The following is a 17,579-nucleotide window of genomic DNA, read 5'->3' as shown; positions in this document are numbered from 1 at the left end:
TAGTTGGACACCCTCTTTATGTGCAATCTAAAAAACAGTATGTTTTATGTTAGTTTTTATTTGTTTTTGCGGTTTTTGCGATTATTGTTGCGATTTAAATCTTGTGCGTCATTCTCTTCAGCTAATTCAACATTAGCTGCTACCTCTAAATTATTATCATTGTTGTTATTTTTATTGTTTTTATTACGTTTAGCCATTGTTTCCACCTCCTTTCGCACCTATATTATCCCCTAGCTTAATTAAAAGCATTCTTTCTTTTTTCATTTTTTTCCATCTATTAATATATTAAACCAAGATTTCAATCGCAAAATACGTTATAATAAATGGACACTTTTATTAAAGAAAGAAGGGTTTTTATGCAAGCTGTAGAGCAAGCCAAACATGTATCTAACCCAGAGGCTAAAACTAAAACAGCCTATCGAATTTTACTACTGATTGGCTTTGTCCATTTGTTAAATGACGCGATCCAAGCACTTGTTCCAGCAATGTTTCCTATTTTACAGCAATCAATGGGATTAACCTTCACAGAGCTAGGTTTGATTGCTTTTGCACTCAACTTAACAGCCTCTCTAATTCAGCCTGCTGTCGGCTTGTACACAGACAGAAAACCGTCACCCTTTGCTTTGCCTATTGGCATGTGCTTCACATTTGTCGGTGTACTTGGCATAGCCTTTGCACCCTCTTTTTGGTTTGTCGTCCTATCAGTGACATTGATTGGTATTGGTTCAGCCACCTTTCATCCTGAAGGGTCCCGTGTCGCTTATATGGCTTCTGGAGGAAAGCGTGGGCTCGCACAATCGATCTACCAAGTTGGAGGTAATAGTGGGCAAGCACTTGCACCATTAATAACTGCGTTTATCCTTGTTCCATTAGGGCAGTTTGGATCAATCTGGTTTACTCTTGTTGCTGGATTAGCAATCCTGTTACTTATCTATACAGCTTACTGGTATACAGGTCAGATAAATCATTTCAAGGTCAAGGAAAAAAAGAAAACAAAAATCAGCAAAACTCCTGAGCAGCTCACCAAACAGAAAATTGTTCTAATGGCTATCTGCTTGTTAATTTTCTTAGTCTTTGCTCGTTCATGGTTTCATGCTGGAATCACTAATTTCTACGCTTTCTATGCAATAGAGCTGTATAACCTGTCAATTGGAGAGGCACAAATTTATTTATTTATCTTTTTAGCAGCGGGAGCAGCCGGAACGTTTGCAGGAGGGCCACTTTCCGATCGTTTTGGTAAAAAGAATATCCTACTTTTATCAATGCTGGGCTCAGCACCATTAAGCTTAGTGCTTCCACATGTAGGATCAATATTAGCATACCCGCTTATTGCATTAATCGGATTCGTTATCTTATCTAGCTTCTCAGTTGCTGTTGTTTATGCTCAAGAATTAGTTCCAGGAAAGGTTGGAACCGTCTCTGGCTTAATTGTTGGTCTAGCTTTCGGGATGGGAGCCTTAGGTTCTGTTGGTTTAGGAGTGCTTGCCGACTTCATCGGTATGACGAATACAATGCTTATCATCGCTGGTTTACCCGTTATTGGTGTTTTGACATTTTTTCTTCCTTCAGACCAATGGATCAATAAAAATATTCCAAATTAAAAAGAGGTGCCCAACTTAGTTGGGCACCTCATCCATAACCTATTTTATTGTTGTGTACCGTTAAATTGTTGTTCAGCTTGTTGTACGAGGCGCTTAGTGATTTCTCCGCCTACAGAGCCATTTGAACGAGCTGTTTCATCTGAGCCAAGTCGAACACCAAACTCTTGGGCAATTTCATATTTCATCTGCTCAAGTGCTTGCTCAACACCTGGTACGATAAGCTTATTGCTGCTGTTTGCCATTCTTCTTCACCTCTTTTTTATTTTGTCTTCAAACCTATTGTGTGAAGAAGTGGATAGAATATGCTGGCAATCTTTTCATATTATATGGCGGGACAACAACCTTGCTGTCGTTGACTGATTTTTCGGTCTTTTTTAAAACGATTAAGTACCATGCGAAAACTAAATGACCTTCTCTTAGTTGTAAATGTATGTTCTATTCTAAGTTTCTCAATTTCCTCTTGTTTCATTTGGTAATGCACCTTTAAGACGTCATAGTTATTCATTCTTATACCCACCTTTATTTGTATTTTACAACTATATAATCGTTTTACAGCAAGAGGTCGATTCACCCATATGTTTGTTAAGTAACTGTAATGAACGTATAACTGTTTCCTGTTCAAAAAGAGTCATATTTTTAAATAAATTTTCTAAATTGCGTTCCATTTCTTCCCCTATACCTGTATGAACTTCCATCCCTTTTTTAGTTAAGGATAATAAATACATTCGTTTATCCTTAACAGAGGCATGTTTACTAACCAATCCCATTTTAACAAGCGTTTGGATTTGCCTACTAAATGTCGTGATATCACTATTCAGAACTTCAGCAACCTCTTGCATACTTCCTTCTTTTAATTTCGCTATCTCATAAATGATATGACTCTGAACAGGCGTTACTGCTTCCCCAACCCCACAACAGTTTTTATTTAAAATCCCAAACCTTCTTCCAAATACCTGAAACACCTCTCTAATATTTTCCATTTTCTCACCTCTATTTATGTTATATCATTTTTAATTGCATTTTGCAAGTAATTAATTAATTGCTTTTACATTTAGGTTAAATAAAAATTCCACAAAAAGGTAACGTTTTCTTTTTTTAGTGGCCTTTAAGCAATGAGCGGAACCGTTGTATTCTTTTAGCCTGCTATGAATATTTTTTTCATAGCAGGCGTGCATAACGCGTGAAGCAATTGTGCTTCCCTGAATCTGCTCAAGGGGGCTTTTTCAGTGGGCCCTTTATACAAAGAGCGATTCTTGTTCATCTAATAAAATTGTATCTAAATTCTTTAATTCAAGTTCATTAAACTTAGCTAGCATTTTGTTACGATTAATTGACAGCAATGAGTCCTCTAAAGAACAACATACATCGACTTCACAATGAATCGCAGCTAACGTACGACATAGATGTAACATCTCTAAATCCGTCTCAATCTTGTTCCTTTGTGCCTTTGTAAGACTTTCAAGATTTTCTAGGATACCTTCAATTGTTTGATGCTTTTGCAATAGGGTTAATGCTGTCTTTTCACCTATTCCCTTTACACCAGGGTAATTATCACTACTATCTCCCATCAGTGCCTTCAAATCAATCATTTGTTTTGATGTAATCCCTTTTTCATCTATGAAATTTTGCTCTTGGAACACCTGATAATTCCCATACCCTTTTTTCAATAGAATAACGGAAATATCCTCATCTAATAATTGCAGAATATCTTGATCTCCTGTTAAAATAAGCACCTCTGCTTCGCCTTTTAATTGATTCGTTAAAGTCCCGATGCAATCATCTGCTTCATAACCAGCAAGACCGATATTAGGTATATTTAATTCTTGTACGACTTCTTTTACAAGGTCAAATTGTGGAATTAACTCCACTGGTGCTTCCCCTCTATTAGCCTTGTATTCTGAATAGAGCTCTGTACGAAAAGTCTGACTCCCCATATCCCAGCAACAAATAACATGTGTTGGTTTGAATTCATTTATTGCCGTAAAGAGATGTTTTGTAAAACCATGGATTGCATTTGTTGGAACCCCTTTACTATTTATCATAAAATAGCCACTCATTGCCGTAGCATAAAATGCACGAAACAATAACGCCATGCCATCAACTAACATTACTTTTTTCTTCTCCATTTAGCATCTCTCCTTTTTCTCACAAACTATTATATCACATGTAAGAAGCCAAGGTTTTATCCCAGAAATGGAAAAAAGAGTGCCTAGGCCTTTATAGCCTAGACACTCAAGTAGTATATTAATTCTCTTCATTAACGATCGGCCACCAATGAAAGCCATCCTTTGCAAGCAAATCATCTGATGCTTGTGGACCCATTGTTCCTGATTCGTAAATCGCTAAATCACTCTTCTTTGTTTCCCATACCTGTGAAATCACATCAACATAAGTCCACGTCAGATCAACCTCATCCCAATGTGCAAAGTTCGTTGCATCACCAAGAATACAATCGTGAATTAGACGTTCATAGGCTTCTGGTGTATTCGCTGTATCAATACTATTATTGCTATAAGTTAATTCAACAGGTGTTGATTTTCCAGAGCTTCCAACTTTTTTTCCGTTTAGGTGTAAAGTAATTCCTTCATCTGGCTGAATATTAATTTCTAATAAATTCGTGTACTTGGCATCATTCTCACTATAATAAAGTTTCATTGGACGATTCTTAAATTCAATGACAATTTTAGTGGATTTAGCTTTCATTCGTTTCCCTGTACGAATGTAAAACGGAACCCCCGCCCAGCGATGATTATCAATTAGTAGCTTCGCTGCAACAAATGTCTCAGTATATGATTCTTCATCAACATTCTTTTCACTACGGTAGCCTGTAACTTCTTTTCCTTGTACATTGCCTGGCCCGTATTGACCTCGAACAACATAATCCTGTAATTGATCCTTTGATAATTGACGTAGAGCTCGGAACACTTTGATTTTTTCACTTCTAATTTCATTTGTAGTTAATCTAATAGGTGGTTCCATTGCCAGTAATGACACCATTTGCATCATATGATTTTGAACCATATCACGAAGAGCTCCTGAACGCTCATAGTAGCCACCACGATCTTCAACGCCTAGTGTTTCACTTGATGTTACTTGAACATTTGCTATGTATTGATTGTTCCAAAGTGGTTCGAAAATCGCGTTAGCAAAACGAATAACCTCAATATTCTGGACCATATCCTTACCAAGATAATGATCAATCCGATAAATATCGCTTTCCGAAAAAGCCTCTCGTATTTCATTGTTTAACTTCTTAGCTGATTCTAAATCATGACCAAATGGCTTTTCAATCATTAATCTTGTCCAACCATTTGTATCTGTTACGCCTTCTTTCTTCAAGTTTAAAGCAATGGTTCCGAAATATTCTGGTGACATCGCCATATAGAAGATACGATTTCCAGGTATTTCATACTTTGTTTCTAAGGAAGTAAGCATACGATCTAATTCTTGATACGAATCCTTATTTGTTACATCGAACGCAAGGTAATAGAAATGTGAGCAGAATTGTTTTACAAGTTTCGGATCCTCATCTCCTAAAGAGCTACTTACAACTTCATGTAACGTTTCATTTGACCAATCTCTTCTCGCTACACCAACGACAGCGAATTCTTCAGCTAGCTTTCCGGCTTTATATAACTTAAAGATTGATGGGAATAGTTTTCTTTTTGCCAAATCTCCAGTTGCTCCAAAAATGACCAACGATGTTTTAGGGTTATTTGATTCCATTAGATTGCCTCTCTTTTTTTAGGTCTATTTATTCTGTATATAAAAATGTATCGCATATTGGTAGGAAAAATCAACTTTCCAGTCTTATCATTTTCCCCTAGATTCCTTAATATTATCATGTTAAATCACCAGAACCTTTAGATTCAAAGGTATACGATTACCTGCTTTCATCTCCTCCCTTTTAATCATTTTTATTTTAAATAAGATGATTACTCTTATTATGCATTAAATATTATCATTATTCAAAAAATAATATACTTTACGAGCCTACAAGTCAACTAATCTTTATTGATTAATCATAATTTTTAGAAAGATCAATTTATATTCCTGTTACACAACAGACCACAAATGATCTTTCATTTTTTTATTAGACTTTTTTAACACATCTGAAAATTCCACTACCTATTTTGGTTGAGTACTGTTCCATTACCTTTTCATGCTGTTCTAGCACATCATATATACGAGGATCAATAGACTCAGATAAAATAATTTCATTAGCTGGTGTTTTATTTGATTTCCAAGAATGAAAATCTAATCTTTTCACATCGGAAAATTTTTTTTCTGCAAAGATTAAATCCCATTCATCTGGCAGCAAAATTTGATGTACTTGATAAAAATTCTTTAGTGTTTCAATATCTTTCATTTCTAACGGAGCCAACAAGGTCATTTCATGGACAATCAAAACACCATCATTTTTCAACACTCGATAGCATTCTTCTAACACTTGCTCTAATTGAACAAATGAGAGTACTGACTCTGAAATAACATAATCAAAGCTTTCATCTTCGAATGGTAATTGTTCTATTGATGCATCAAATAGATTAATTTTCTCTTCTACTGTTTGAAATCGTTGCTGTGCTTTCTCAAGCATAATTGGATGTTGATCAATCGCATACATTTCACATTGAAAAGTCTTTGCTAATAGTTCTGACGTCACACCTGTTCCGCAGCCAAGATCGAGGATCTTCATTTTATTATCAATTGGCTCGCTAAGCAATATCTCTTTAGAACTATGAAGGCCTCCTGGATGGGAGCTACCCACGCCTAATTGAGCAATACAATCGATATAAGAAATTGAATTCATAGAACCTCTCCTTTCCCCAATTATCATATGCCTGCTCAAAGGCATTCGTACATTTAACTATAAATCTAGGCAACTTAACAAGCAGAACAATTAGTTGCAAATATGATATACAGAAAATAGATATTCACGAAAGGAGAATGACTATGCATTATTACGATCTTTGTTGTAGATATCAAGGAAAAATGGTTAATATTACTGATAAACATGGTCACTGTCATATTGGGAAAATTACACAAGTGACCCAAACGCATGTATTCATTGAACCAGAGGGATATTCACAAAGGTTTGGTGGTATTAGTTACGGATATTATGGTGGTTATGGATATAGACCAGGCGTTGGCTACCCAATTGCACTTGGGGCAATTGCAGGCTTAGCATTAGCTGGATTGTTTTTCTGGTAAGAAAGTTAAAAATCTAATCAACTTATGGACCAAAAAGAGACACAAACCTTTTTGGTTCTTCTCAAAGTATTCAAAAAAAAACTAGGCTGTATTAAAACAGCCTAGTTTTGATTTTAGTAACCGTATCCGTAACCATAGCCTGGTGTTGCTGCACCGTAGCCAGCACCAGCCCCAGTACCTAACCAGCTAGCACCTACAATTACCAATAAAATAAATAAAACAACGATTAAAGAGAAACCTCCAGTATATCCTGCACTCATTTAAAACACTCCTTTCAATTTTGAAGCACCATCGCTTCACACTGTTTAATCTATGCATTGATCACTTTTTTGTGAAAAACCCTTTAAAATTATTTAGATTAACTGTTGTATGAGGTGAAATTATGTCTGAAACCGAAATTAAGCTTAAGGAATTAGAAGTAAAGGTTCAAAGCTTAGAAACCCGAATCGAATATTTGGAAAAGTTGAATACGAGCGAAAATGATGTCCACACAATCGTCGATAATCATCTAAATGTAAAAAGCGTTATGACGAAAAGAGATGTTGAAAACCTTCTGAATCGCCAGCAATTACAAATAGTTAAATGGTCAGCCGGAACAGGAATTAGCGTGCTTGCTGTTATGGCCAGTATTATGCGGATCTTTTTTATGTAGTAAAAATAGGAGTACAGGAAAAGATGACCCATATTATGGATAATCGACCTGTCTCCTTATTTATTTCTTCCTATTTCATGTTCATAATTCATTTGAATTTAACTACGAAAAATTGTAATAGCACAGTGAACTTGCATGCCGAAGAGACCCAAACTAGAGAATTTTTGATGGCTTTTTTCACTTGATTTAACTTTTCTTTGACAGTTGAAAAGCCAGAAGCTGTAGGTTTGTTTCAGCTTCGTACCTGTCTGAAGGTTATGGAGGAACGCAACCTAGAGCCAAATAAAACGATTGTAGAGGATCTCCAGACGATTCGAGGTTATCTCGAATTTGCACAAGCGAATTTTGTTCATAAAAATGAAGAGACAGTTGAATACAAGGTAAGAGGGGGAAAAAGAAAAGGTGCGGGTCGTCCCTCTTTGGGAACAACAAAAAAAGTATCTATCACGCTACCAGATGAAATCTGGGATGCTTTGGAGATCGAAAAGGACGATGCTACACTTGCAGGTTTTCTAAGAGAAATCATTTTAAATCGTCATTAGAGACACATAAAGGCGTCAATTTGCGACGAAATGATTTTTTTGGTGTAAAACTAGGCCCGATAAGGAGAAGATATTTAAAACTAATTAGTAGATTTAATTTTTTACAAAAAAGGTATTTTATGGTTTTTGTTGAATTGATAATTATAAACTTTTAGGAGGGTAATAAAATTGAATAAGAAAAGAATCTTTTCAGCATTTGTTATGGTTTTAGCAATTTTCTTTATTTCAACAGCTTCAGCATCCGCTTCTTCAGAAACTTTCAGATTAAATTCATCTCTTCATAACAATGTATCGAACAATCATTACGCTATCAAAGGTGATAGAATTTATTATCAAGTAACTACTCAAAAAAGTAGACATGCTGTAGGTTTTGGTGTCTACCGTGTCGGGGCCTACGGTCAACATCAATTAGTTTCAATAGTAAAAACAGCACCAGCGGGTTCAGGGGAATCCTATGGATACTTCGATGCTCCAAGTAATGGATCTTATTTCTTACGAGCTGCATGTGGTGGGAATGGACAAACTGGCTGTCAAGGATTTGGTATTATAGATACAAACTGGTAAAAAACACACATGTTGTTTGAATACAACATGTGTGTTTTTTTTTTAATTCATAGAATTTACTACTTTAGTCAGTTCTTCTATACATACCTCGTCATTAGGATATTTGCTCCTATTAATACCTACAAGATAAGTCAAACCATTTGATTTAAAATAAACAAATATAAATCCTATACTCTTGTCATTTAGTATCTTTGCTCTTTGTCCATTTTTTAATTTTAAATCTTCACCATCTTGATCAAAGGTAATATCATCTACATGTGCATTTACCGAAAGTGTTTTATTATCTTTCTCATTCAAATAATCAATTCTTATTTTTTTTTCTGTTTTATCAACATAACCACCACTTACAGTTGGCTCAAAAGGTAAATATTTAGGTGATAATACTTTACTATCGTACAACTCTTCAAAATTTGATATAGCTTCTTCAATTGGTACTACATCACCTAATGGCTTATTAGGATCTATTTCGATTTCTTGTTCATGTATTAGTGAAAAGCTTAAAACTACCGACATTAACAAATTCAACATAATGTATCACCTCTTAATTTAAGTGTTTTAAAATAAGAACTTTTTTATACATAATTCTTCTATCGTGGATAAATGTTCAGAATGAGTATGTATGTTTTAAAACCAAATTAGTACAATTGTGCTGATAATTGTACTGATCGCACCCGTAACCGCTAAGATGAATCTTGCTGAAATACTCATTTTGAAATCTTTATAAACAACCTTCATGAATAACTCCCTGATAATAAGGTTAGAGTATTATCCACATCGTTTGTTATATATCTCTTGATATTCACTGTTGAGAAGAGAAATTCCATCTACCCTTTCATCAAAGCGGACTGGATGGGCGGGCCGACTCCTGCAGGAGGGAAGGGCAGGTTGAAATCCACCGGCACAGCCGGTTAGTACAACGCCCGCCGGCGGGTTTGGGCCCCCCATCCCGGTAGCGTGTTCGAAGCAACTTTTTCAGGACACTCGCTTTCACTAGACTTAGTCAGCAGGTTATTAATTTAGTATCTACGTCGTTACACCTACAAACACTGAATCTTAGCGAAGTGGATAGACAATATATTTTCACTACGGCTTCAATATAACTTTTACGCAATCATCTGTTCTTGCGTTGAATTTCTTATAGCCTTCAGCAGCTTTTTCTAACGGAAGGGTATGAGTAATAATCGAAGTCGGATCAATGTCACCCGATGAAATCATGTCATATAATTCACCCATATATTGACGTGCAGGTGCTTGTCCCATTTTAATATTTATGTTTCTCGAGAAAAAGGGTCCTAGTGGAAACATATTGTACAAGCCACCATAGACACCCGTAATCTGAAGCGTCCCACATTTCTTCACTGCTTTTGTCGCGATTTGAATTGGGCCTAGCGTACCACCCTGTAGCTTTAGTTTCTGTTCGACAAACTCCAGTGGCGATTTTTTCCCATCCATCCCAACACAATCAATTACGACATCTGCTCCACCTTTTGTCGTTTCCTTCAAGACTTCTCCCATATCCTCGTGCTTTGTGAAATCAAATACTTCCACTTTGTTAATCTTTCTCGCTAACTCCAGTCGATATGGAATATAATCAACGGCAATTACTCGTTCTGCACCTTTTAACCAAGCAAATTTTTGAGCGAATAAGCCTACCGGTCCACAGCCTAAAACAATGACTGTATCTCCCTTTTTCACCCCTGAATTTAAGACGCTCCAATATGCTGTTGGAAGAACATCTGAAAGGAATAATAGCTTTTCATCATCAAGTTCACAATCTGCCGGCACTAGAAAAGGAGTATAATTGCCATAAGGAACCCTTAAATATTCGGCTTGACCGCCAGGATAATCTCCAAATTTCTCCGAGTATCCAAATAACCCACCTGAATCATAGTGAGGATTGGAATTATCACATTGACTTTGTAATCCATGATCACAATAAGGGCAATGACCACATGCAACGGTGAACGGGATTACAACACGGTCCCCTTTTTTTAAACGAGTGACAGCTGGTCCGACTTCTTCAACAATTCCCATTGGTTCATGACCAATGACATATCCAATCGGCAATGGAAAATTACCTTGATACAAATGTAGATCTGAACCACATATAGCTGTAGATGTAATTTTGACGATAATATCTTCAGAATCTTGAATTTTAGGATAGTCTACTTTCGTTACAGCTATTTCATGCTTTCCTTGATACGTTACTGCTTTCATTCCATTCCCTCATCTCAGAATTAGTATGTTCTTTCCCTTATTATTAGGCTTGAGCAATCAAATATTCGTTATTTAAATAAACAAAAAAGAATCGCAAAAGCTCTGAGCCTTTATCGATTCTTTTTTGTTCCTTATCTTGCTTGGATAAACATTTGTACCCATGCACCATGATAGAAGCCAACACCGATTGTATCGTACTCTGGCTTTAAAATATTCTGACGATGTCCAGGAGAATTCATCCAATCTTTCATTACTTGCTCAGGAGTTGTTTGCCCTTTTGCAATATTTTCACCGGCTGAACGATAGCTAATACCAAATGTTCTAAGCATATCAAATGGGGAGCCGTAATTAGGACTATCATGAGCGAAATAATTTGAATCAATTAAATCCTGAGCTTTTTTATGAGCAACATTTTTTACATCCGCACGATGTTGAAGAGGCTTTAGTCCTTGCTTAGCTCTTTCTTGATTCACAAGTGCAACGACTTGATCCTCAAACGTGCTATGGTGAGAAGCTTCCGCTTTTAGTCGAATAACTTCACCTACTTGCATATTTGTTGGAACCACATCAGGATTCAAACGAACTAGCTCTTGGTAATTCAAGCCGTAACGCTGTGCAATATACCAGAAGGAATCACCTTTAGACACCTTGTAATGAGAGAAAGGTGGCTCCTTAAATGTCTTGATTTGAGCATCTGCTGACGGTTGAACCGCAAATAACGACATAAGGACAACGACAATCATAACGATGTGCATACGTTTCATTTTCTTACCTCCGTTTAGTGTCATTCCTTTATATTGTTTCAACGTTTTATAAAAGCATACATACTATTTTTAAATCATTTGCAAATAGCAAAAGAGAGTACCAAGGATATTAGCCCTCGGTACTCTTTTTTGCTTTTAATTAATATCCACCTCGAATGTGTTCATGAACCTCTTGCTTATAAAACTGCTCGATTTTCTCCAATTCATCTGAATTAAATGATGGAACGTTAATCGCTTCTAGATTATCTTCTACTTGTTTCACTGTTTTAAAGCCTGGAATCGCACACGTGACTTCTTTCTGGTCCAAAATCCAGCGTAGTGCGGCCTGTGTCATCGTTCCACGTTGATCTTTAATCCAATTCAATTTACTACTTAACTCGACTCCCTTATCAAAAGGAAGTCCAGAAAAGGTTTCACCAACATTAAACGCTTCTCCATTACTATTAAAATAACGATGATCGTCTTGTTCAAAACTTGTATTTGATGTAAATTTACCAGTTAATAATCCACTTGCAAGGGGTACTCTCGCTAAAATTCCAACACCCTTTTCTGAAGCCTTTGGGAAAAGCTGCTCAAGTGGTTTTTGACGCAAAACATTAAAGATCACTTGCAATGCTCTCACATTCGGATTTCCAAGACAAAACAAACCTTCTTCTACAGTCTCGACACTAACGCCATAATAACGGATTTTCCCTTCCTGTTGCAATTTGTCTAGTACTTCGAAAACTCGACCATCCTTCAATATCTCAAAAGGTGGACAATGTATTTGAAATAGATCAATTTGCTCTCGTTCTAATCGCTTAAGACTTGCCTCACAGTAGGCTCTTACCTGCTCCTCAGAATAAGTTTTTGGATCATAAATATCTCCAGCACGACAAAACTTAGTCGCAATATGAATTTGATCTTCTTTACCCTTTGTTGCTTTTGCGAGTAATTCTTCACTATGACCATCTCCGTACACATCAGCAGTATCGAAGAAATTAACCCCTAGCTCCATTGCCCGCTCTAGCCCTCTAAGTGATTCTTGATCATCCGATTTTCCCCAAGACCCCCCAATTGCCCATGTCCCAAAACTAAGTTCACTTAACTTAAGATCTGTTGTACCTAATTGACGATAATTCATACTAATTCAACCCTTTCAATATCATTCAGATTTAATTTTCTTTTCATCAGCAAACGCTTACAAGATCAAATGATAAACAATATGCTGGCTAACTTATATGTACTAGTTAATTGCTATTCTCTATTCTCTACTAATTTAAAGAGAATTGAAACTAATATGCACTTGAGCTAACAAAAAAATATTCAAGCCTGATGATTAGACAGGCTTGAGTTGAGTAGGTCGTATTCAATTCGTTTCATACAAACCTACTGATATATTCGCTAAGAAAGGCGTTTTTTCCTTTTTATAAAATAAGCAAAGACTATGCATTGCTCTTGTACATATTGTATAAAAAAGTTTTCGTTCTTCCTCATCCTTGTAACTCTCTTTAGAAGCATCGAAAATAAGCACCCTATCAAATTCCATCCCTTTTGCTAAATAAGAAGGAATAACAATGATGTTCGAGTCAAATTCTGTTGTATTCTTTTTAATGAGCGATACTTGTACTCGACTTCTTAAGTATTCATACACTAAAAAAGCTTCATTTTCCGATTTACAAATAATCGCGACTGTTCCTTCCTTTTGTTCAGTTCTCGTTAAACGGTCAACTATTTGCGAAAATCGTTCTTCTTCAGACTGGACTTTCACTAGCATAGGCAATGAACCTGAGCGATTAAATGGATTTATATCCTTAGCAATGATTCCTTTCGTAAACTCGACTATTTCCCTTGTCGATCGATAACTCTTTGTCAGGGTGTACTTCTCAACTTCTTGCTCCTGAAATAACGTCTCTAGAAGCAAAAAAGCATCTTCTTTATTTGTATGTGCATGAATAGATTGATGGATATCCCCTAATACAGTCAGCTTGGCTACCGGGAACATCTTTTTAATATAGGCAAATTGAAAGGGGGAATAGTCCTGTGCCTCATCAATAAATACATGCTTAATTAAGGTATTAACTTCAAACCCTTCTAGCATTCCCTTTAGATACAAAAATGGCGTAATGTCTTCATAATAAAGGTTTGCTTCCTCGATCTGCCTTACTGTTTTATCAATAATTTCAGTGAAATAAATAATCGAAGTATATTCTTCGCTTTTTATTTGTTTTAAACATTCACAATAAATCTCAGAAATATTTAGAAAGCGTAATTGTTTTATGATATGTTTAACCGCTGCTATCTTCTTCTTCACTACCAATGAACGTAATAAATGTTGTTCGCGCTCTGTGTCGTAATAACCATTTTCGTCATTTGATTCATTTTCGAGCTTAGTATAGACTTTTTGCAGTACCTCATGATCGAGTAACTCCACTTCATCTTCAACCCATTCTTTCAATCGTTCTTCCTTTTCAATGATTTTCACATGCCTCATCAATGTCTCACTAACCATTTCAAGTCGATTCGGTATTGAAAGAGAAGAATCCAATTGATAAAACGTTTCTTTGATCCATGAAGAAGTGAAAATTACTTCTCCGCGAAAGAAAATATCTTTAAAAATCATTCCTCCATTTTCTAATTTAAGAAGATAGCGATCAATTTCCTTCATGAAGGAGAGAGTTGACTTCATTCTAATCGATTCAATACGCTGATAATAACCTGGATCTTCTTTTTGGGTTATTACATACTCCAACTGATCAAAAGGGTCTTCTAATACAAACTGACTAGACAAACGATATTGTATGTACGCCTGGAACGTTGTTTGTTGCATATTTTCTTCACCCAATTCAGGTAAGACACTTGCAACGTATTTATTAAAGAGCGGATTAGGTGAAAACAACAACACTTGATCTGCTTGAAGTGTTTCACGATTCCGGTAGAGGAGATAGGCAATTCTTTGCAAGGCAACAGAGGTTTTTCCACTTCCAGCAACCCCTTGGACAATTAGTAGCTTTCCACGCTCATTCCTAATAATCTGATTTTGCTCTTTTTGAATTGTCGAGACAATACTTTTCATTTGTGCGTCAGCCTGAGAACCAAGTACTTCTTGTAATACTTCGTCACCAATCGTAACACCTGTATCAAAGACATGCTCGACTTTGCCCCGCTTGATGAGAAGCTGTTTCTTTAGAAGGACCTCACCCTCAATTAGACCTTCAGGGGTATCATAAGAGGCTGGACCTGGACCATAATCGTAATACAAACTCGAAATAGGTGCTCTCCAATCATATACATAGAAATCAAATCCCTCTTTATCTGAGACAGAGCCTATTCCTACGTAGACCTGCTCTGACTGTTGCTCTCCCTCTTCTTGAAAGTCAACTCGTCCAAAATAAGGTGATTGTTTTAGCCGATCAAACTTTCTTAACAGTTTCAGATCATGCTGCTGAGAGCGTTCTCTTTCTGACAATAGCTCAGCTTGCTGCTTAATACTTGCAAATGTTTCAGATGCCTCCTCAGCATTATCTAAATTAACCGTAACATCTTCCCAGAAATTCTTTCTTATTTGAAAGGCATCGGTTTTTCGCTTGCCTACTTTAGTTTCTAATTCCTCGATTTGATGACCAATATATTCAATTACTTCATCAACTCGATGCTGCTCCTCATTGAGTTCCTTTGCTTTTTCATTTTCGTTCATAAGACAACTCCCCTATAGCGAAGACTTCTTTAGATACTCGACATAAACAGATACTTAAATTATCCTACTTCTTTTTATCCTTTAATATACCTTTTTCCATATTGTAGTGTATCAGTCCTTTTCACAATTGAAAAGAATAACGACAATTAATTAGAGGAATAGTACTACAATAAAAGGAGTGAAAGATATGCCTACTGAATTTGAAACTATATTGGCAAGAGTTCGTGAAACAATTGATCAAGCATTAACAGAATATCAAGAAGCTAGTATGATTCGTGAAAATGACGTAACTGAATATTCATTTGCACAAAATCAACTTAATGATTTGAAGGTTGAAATTGATAAGTTGGTTGAAAATTTTCCTCCTGAACAGCGAACACAGGAACTACTAGACGCCCAACAAAAACTTGAAGATGTCCAAGAACTTCTAGATCAATAATCAGACTCCAATGAAAAAAGCCATTGGAAGGGAGGCTATCTCACTTTCAATGGCTTATCGTGTAATAACGCTTGTTTTAGGAATTGTTCTTAATTAAGTAAGATATGTCTCTAACCATTTCTTGCTCTCTACAACCTCATCTCTCGTCAGTTGATGTCCGCCAGTTTGCCAGAACTCCTCAACATTCGCTCCTGCTTGACGAAGTAACTCAGCTAATTCTTTTGTTTGTTCTGCTGGTATCATAGGATCTTGTTCACCAGCACCAATAAATACTGAGACATCTTTAAGTTCTGGAAGTGAAATCCCTCTTCGTGGAACCATAGCATGATAAAGTATTGCTCCTTTTAGTGAATCTTTGTGATGGAACAACATACTAGCTGCAATATTAGCACCATTTGAATACCCAATCGCAATCACATTAGAGCGATCAAATCCATAAACATTTGCTTGCTCATTAACAAATTCATTTAATTCATTTGTCCGAAAGATCAAGTCCTCTTCATCAAAGACACCTTCAGCAAGCCGACGAAAGAAACGTGGCATGCCATTCTCTGAAACATTCCCCCGCACACTTAGGACATTCGCCTCTGGAGCAACCATTTCAGCAATTGGCAATAAATCCTGCTCTGTTCCACCAGTACCATGCAGTAATAGTAGTGTTAAGCCATTTTTTTCTTTTCCTTGAATAAATAAATGCTTCATTAGTACTCTCCCCTATCGTTTTGTATCAAGTGGTTTAATTTTAGCTTCAATTTGCTCTCTTTGATATTCCAGATAAGGTGGCAGTGCCAGAGTCTCACCTAAATGCTCGAATGATTCGTCACCTTCAAATCCTGGACCATCTGTCGCTAGCTCAAATAAGATACCGTTTGGCTCCCTAAAATAAAGAGAGCGGAAATAGTAACGTTCAACAAATCCCGAATTAGGCATCCTCAATTCTTTTAAATACTCTACCCATTTCCTTAACTCCTCTTCACTTTCCACTCGAAAGGCAACGTGATGGACACTTCCCCTTCCTGGGCGCTCTCTAGGAAGATCTACTCGTTCCTCCAAATGAACTTCTGCCCCAGTGCCTCCCTCACCAGTCTCAAAAACACGAATTGGTGGTTGCTCAAGAGAAGGAGAAGAATAAGTTCTTGTTTCTCTAAAACCCATCACATTCGTCAACACGTTCGCTGTTAGTTCAGCATCCGGCACTGTTAATGTGACTGGACCTAAGCCAATTACTCCATTTTCAACAGGGACAGGACTTTGATCCCACGGCTTACCACCTGCAACTCCCTGATTATTCTCATCGGATACTAGCTGAAGGCGTTGGCCCTCGAAATCACGAAAAGCCAAAGCTGCTCGACCACTTACTGTTGAAATATCATCACGCTCAATCTGGAATTGATCAAATCGATCCTTCCAATAGATTAATGCTTCATCATTAGGAACTCTTAATGTTGTCGTTGAAATACTATTATTCCCATAGTGCGTTCGTCCAGCATTAGGAATTTCAAAAAACGTCAAATCAGTTCCCGGATTCCCTCTCTCATCAGCGTAAAATAAATGATAGACAGAGGTATCATCTTGATTAACAGTCTTTTTGACAAGACGTAAACCTAAGATTTTAGTATAAAAATCATAATTATCTTTTGCATTACCAGTAATAGCTGAAACGTGATGCTGTCCCTTTAATGGTTTAAAATTCATTCTATCACTCCCCGAATATTCGAATAGTTCTATTGTTATCTTTTTAACGGTATCTAAGCAATCACTTAAAATTATTTTATCTACATCAATAATTGTATATCTAATTTTATTCAATGTAAAGTATTTCAATTACTTATAATTCGATATAGAATTAAATGGCAACAAAAACAAAAGACTGGGACATCAAAAGTGTCTAACTGAAAGACCGAAAAAGCAAT

General features: G+C 36.5%; 20 protein-coding genes and 1 pseudogene. 6 read left to right on the top strand and 15 right to left on the bottom strand.

The features are described from left to right. Positions 1-56: 56 nt before the first annotated feature. Positions 57-197: a hypothetical protein gene (locus tag J7W16_RS04540; protein WP_210596039.1), complete on the bottom strand. Its 141-nt coding sequence runs from the start codon at positions 195-197 to the stop codon at positions 57-59. Between the two features lie 159 nt (positions 198-356). Here J7W16_RS04540 and J7W16_RS04535 point away from each other — a divergent pair, with 159 nt between their 5' ends. Continuing rightward, positions 357-1,601, top strand: coding sequence for an MFS transporter (locus J7W16_RS04535; RefSeq protein WP_210596038.1), 1,245 nt, complete (start codon positions 357-359; stop codon positions 1,599-1,601). 44 nt (positions 1,602-1,645) lie between these two features. Here the strand turns inward: J7W16_RS04535 and J7W16_RS04530 are convergent, their stop codons facing one another. The 6 genes from J7W16_RS04530 to J7W16_RS04505 all read right to left on the bottom strand — a co-directional run bounded on the left by J7W16_RS04530 (position 1,646) and on the right by J7W16_RS04505 (position 6,411). After that, on the bottom strand, positions 1,646-1,843 hold the full coding sequence (locus tag J7W16_RS04530; RefSeq protein ID WP_210596037.1) for an alpha/beta-type small acid-soluble spore protein: 198 nt from the start codon (positions 1,841-1,843) through the stop codon (positions 1,646-1,648). 80 nt (positions 1,844-1,923) lie between these two features. Beyond that, positions 1,924-2,106, bottom strand: a complete 183-nt coding sequence (locus J7W16_RS04525; protein ID WP_210596036.1) for a hypothetical protein — start codon at positions 2,104-2,106, stop codon at positions 1,924-1,926. A 31-nt stretch (positions 2,107-2,137) separates the two neighbouring features. Next, positions 2,138-2,581, bottom strand: a complete 444-nt coding sequence (locus tag J7W16_RS04520) for a MarR family winged helix-turn-helix transcriptional regulator (RefSeq protein WP_210596035.1) — start codon at positions 2,579-2,581, stop codon at positions 2,138-2,140. 255 nt (positions 2,582-2,836) lie between these two features. Beyond that, entirely contained in the window at positions 2,837-3,727 is an 891-nt protein-coding gene (locus J7W16_RS04515; RefSeq protein WP_210596034.1) for a 5'-3' exonuclease, read from the bottom strand. A 118-nt stretch (positions 3,728-3,845) separates the two neighbouring features. Beyond that, on the bottom strand, positions 3,846-5,327 hold the full coding sequence (gene zwf, locus J7W16_RS04510; RefSeq protein WP_210596033.1) for a glucose-6-phosphate dehydrogenase: 1,482 nt from the start codon (positions 5,325-5,327) through the stop codon (positions 3,846-3,848). Between the two features lie 367 nt (positions 5,328-5,694). Then, positions 5,695-6,411, bottom strand: a complete 717-nt coding sequence (locus tag J7W16_RS04505) for a class I SAM-dependent methyltransferase (RefSeq protein ID WP_210596032.1) — start codon at positions 6,409-6,411, stop codon at positions 5,695-5,697. A gap of 143 nt (positions 6,412-6,554) precedes the next feature. Here J7W16_RS04505 and J7W16_RS04500 point away from each other — a divergent pair, with 143 nt between their 5' ends. Beyond that, complete coding sequence (locus J7W16_RS04500) at positions 6,555-6,812, top strand: hypothetical protein (protein WP_210596031.1); 258 nt, start codon at positions 6,555-6,557, stop codon at positions 6,810-6,812. 179 nt (positions 6,813-6,991) lie between these two features. Here J7W16_RS04500 and J7W16_RS22365 read toward each other — a convergent pair. Continuing rightward, positions 6,992-7,072: pseudogene (locus J7W16_RS22365) on the bottom strand (YjcZ family sporulation protein); the annotation flags it as partial. 122 nt (positions 7,073-7,194) lie between these two features. On the opposite strand from J7W16_RS22365, the gene J7W16_RS04490 reads away from it, so the two are divergent. The 3 genes from J7W16_RS04490 (at position 7,195) to J7W16_RS04480 (ending at position 8,570) form a co-directional block, all read left to right on the top strand. Further along, a complete protein-coding gene (locus tag J7W16_RS04490; RefSeq protein WP_210596029.1) occupies positions 7,195-7,464 on the top strand; it encodes a hypothetical protein in 270 nt (89 codons plus the stop codon). A gap of 197 nt (positions 7,465-7,661) precedes the next feature. Then, positions 7,662-8,006 carry a hypothetical protein gene (locus J7W16_RS04485; RefSeq protein ID WP_210596672.1) on the top strand — a complete coding sequence of 115 codons (345 nt, stop codon included), beginning with the start codon at positions 7,662-7,664 and terminating at the stop codon, positions 8,004-8,006. 168 nt (positions 8,007-8,174) lie between these two features. Continuing rightward, positions 8,175-8,570 carry a hypothetical protein gene (locus J7W16_RS04480; RefSeq protein WP_210596028.1) on the top strand — a complete coding sequence of 132 codons (396 nt, stop codon included), beginning with the start codon at positions 8,175-8,177 and terminating at the stop codon, positions 8,568-8,570. Positions 8,571-8,612: 42 nt separating this feature from the next. Here J7W16_RS04480 and J7W16_RS04475 read toward each other — a convergent pair whose 3' ends face one another. The 5 genes from J7W16_RS04475 to helD form a co-directional block, all read right to left on the bottom strand. After that, positions 8,613-9,098, bottom strand: a complete 486-nt coding sequence (locus J7W16_RS04475) for a hypothetical protein (protein ID WP_210596027.1) — start codon at positions 9,096-9,098, stop codon at positions 8,613-8,615. A gap of 555 nt (positions 9,099-9,653) precedes the next feature. After that, positions 9,654-10,787 carry a zinc-dependent alcohol dehydrogenase gene (locus J7W16_RS04470; protein ID WP_210596026.1) on the bottom strand — a complete coding sequence of 378 codons (1,134 nt, stop codon included), beginning with the start codon at positions 10,785-10,787 and terminating at the stop codon, positions 9,654-9,656. Between the two features lie 131 nt (positions 10,788-10,918). After that, complete coding sequence (locus J7W16_RS04465; protein WP_246879853.1) at positions 10,919-11,551, bottom strand: CAP domain-containing protein; 633 nt, start codon at positions 11,549-11,551, stop codon at positions 10,919-10,921. 139 nt (positions 11,552-11,690) lie between these two features. Continuing rightward, positions 11,691-12,674, bottom strand: coding sequence for an aldo/keto reductase (locus J7W16_RS04460; protein WP_210596025.1), 984 nt, complete (start codon positions 12,672-12,674; stop codon positions 11,691-11,693). Between the two features lie 225 nt (positions 12,675-12,899). Next, entirely contained in the window at positions 12,900-15,227 is a 2,328-nt protein-coding gene (gene helD, locus J7W16_RS04455) for an RNA polymerase recycling motor HelD (protein ID WP_210596024.1), read from the bottom strand. A 187-nt stretch (positions 15,228-15,414) separates the two neighbouring features. On the opposite strand from helD, the gene J7W16_RS04450 reads away from it, so the two are divergent. Then, positions 15,415-15,666: a DUF2524 family protein gene (locus tag J7W16_RS04450; protein ID WP_210596023.1), complete on the top strand. Its 252-nt coding sequence runs from the start codon at positions 15,415-15,417 to the stop codon at positions 15,664-15,666. Positions 15,667-15,759: 93 nt separating this feature from the next. Here the strand turns inward: J7W16_RS04450 and J7W16_RS04445 are convergent, their stop codons facing one another. Beyond that, positions 15,760-16,368, bottom strand: a complete 609-nt coding sequence (locus tag J7W16_RS04445) for an alpha/beta hydrolase (RefSeq protein ID WP_210596022.1) — start codon at positions 16,366-16,368, stop codon at positions 15,760-15,762. A gap of 12 nt (positions 16,369-16,380) precedes the next feature. Continuing rightward, entirely contained in the window at positions 16,381-17,361 is a 981-nt protein-coding gene (locus J7W16_RS04440) for a ring-cleaving dioxygenase (protein WP_210596021.1), read from the bottom strand. Positions 17,362-17,579 lie beyond the last annotated feature (218 nt).

The organism is Halalkalibacter suaedae (assembly GCF_017939705.1).
Lineage (GTDB): Bacteria > Bacillota > Bacilli > Bacillales > Bacillaceae_D > Halalkalibacter > Halalkalibacter suaedae.
This window is presented reverse-complemented; position numbering and strand designations above follow the sequence as displayed.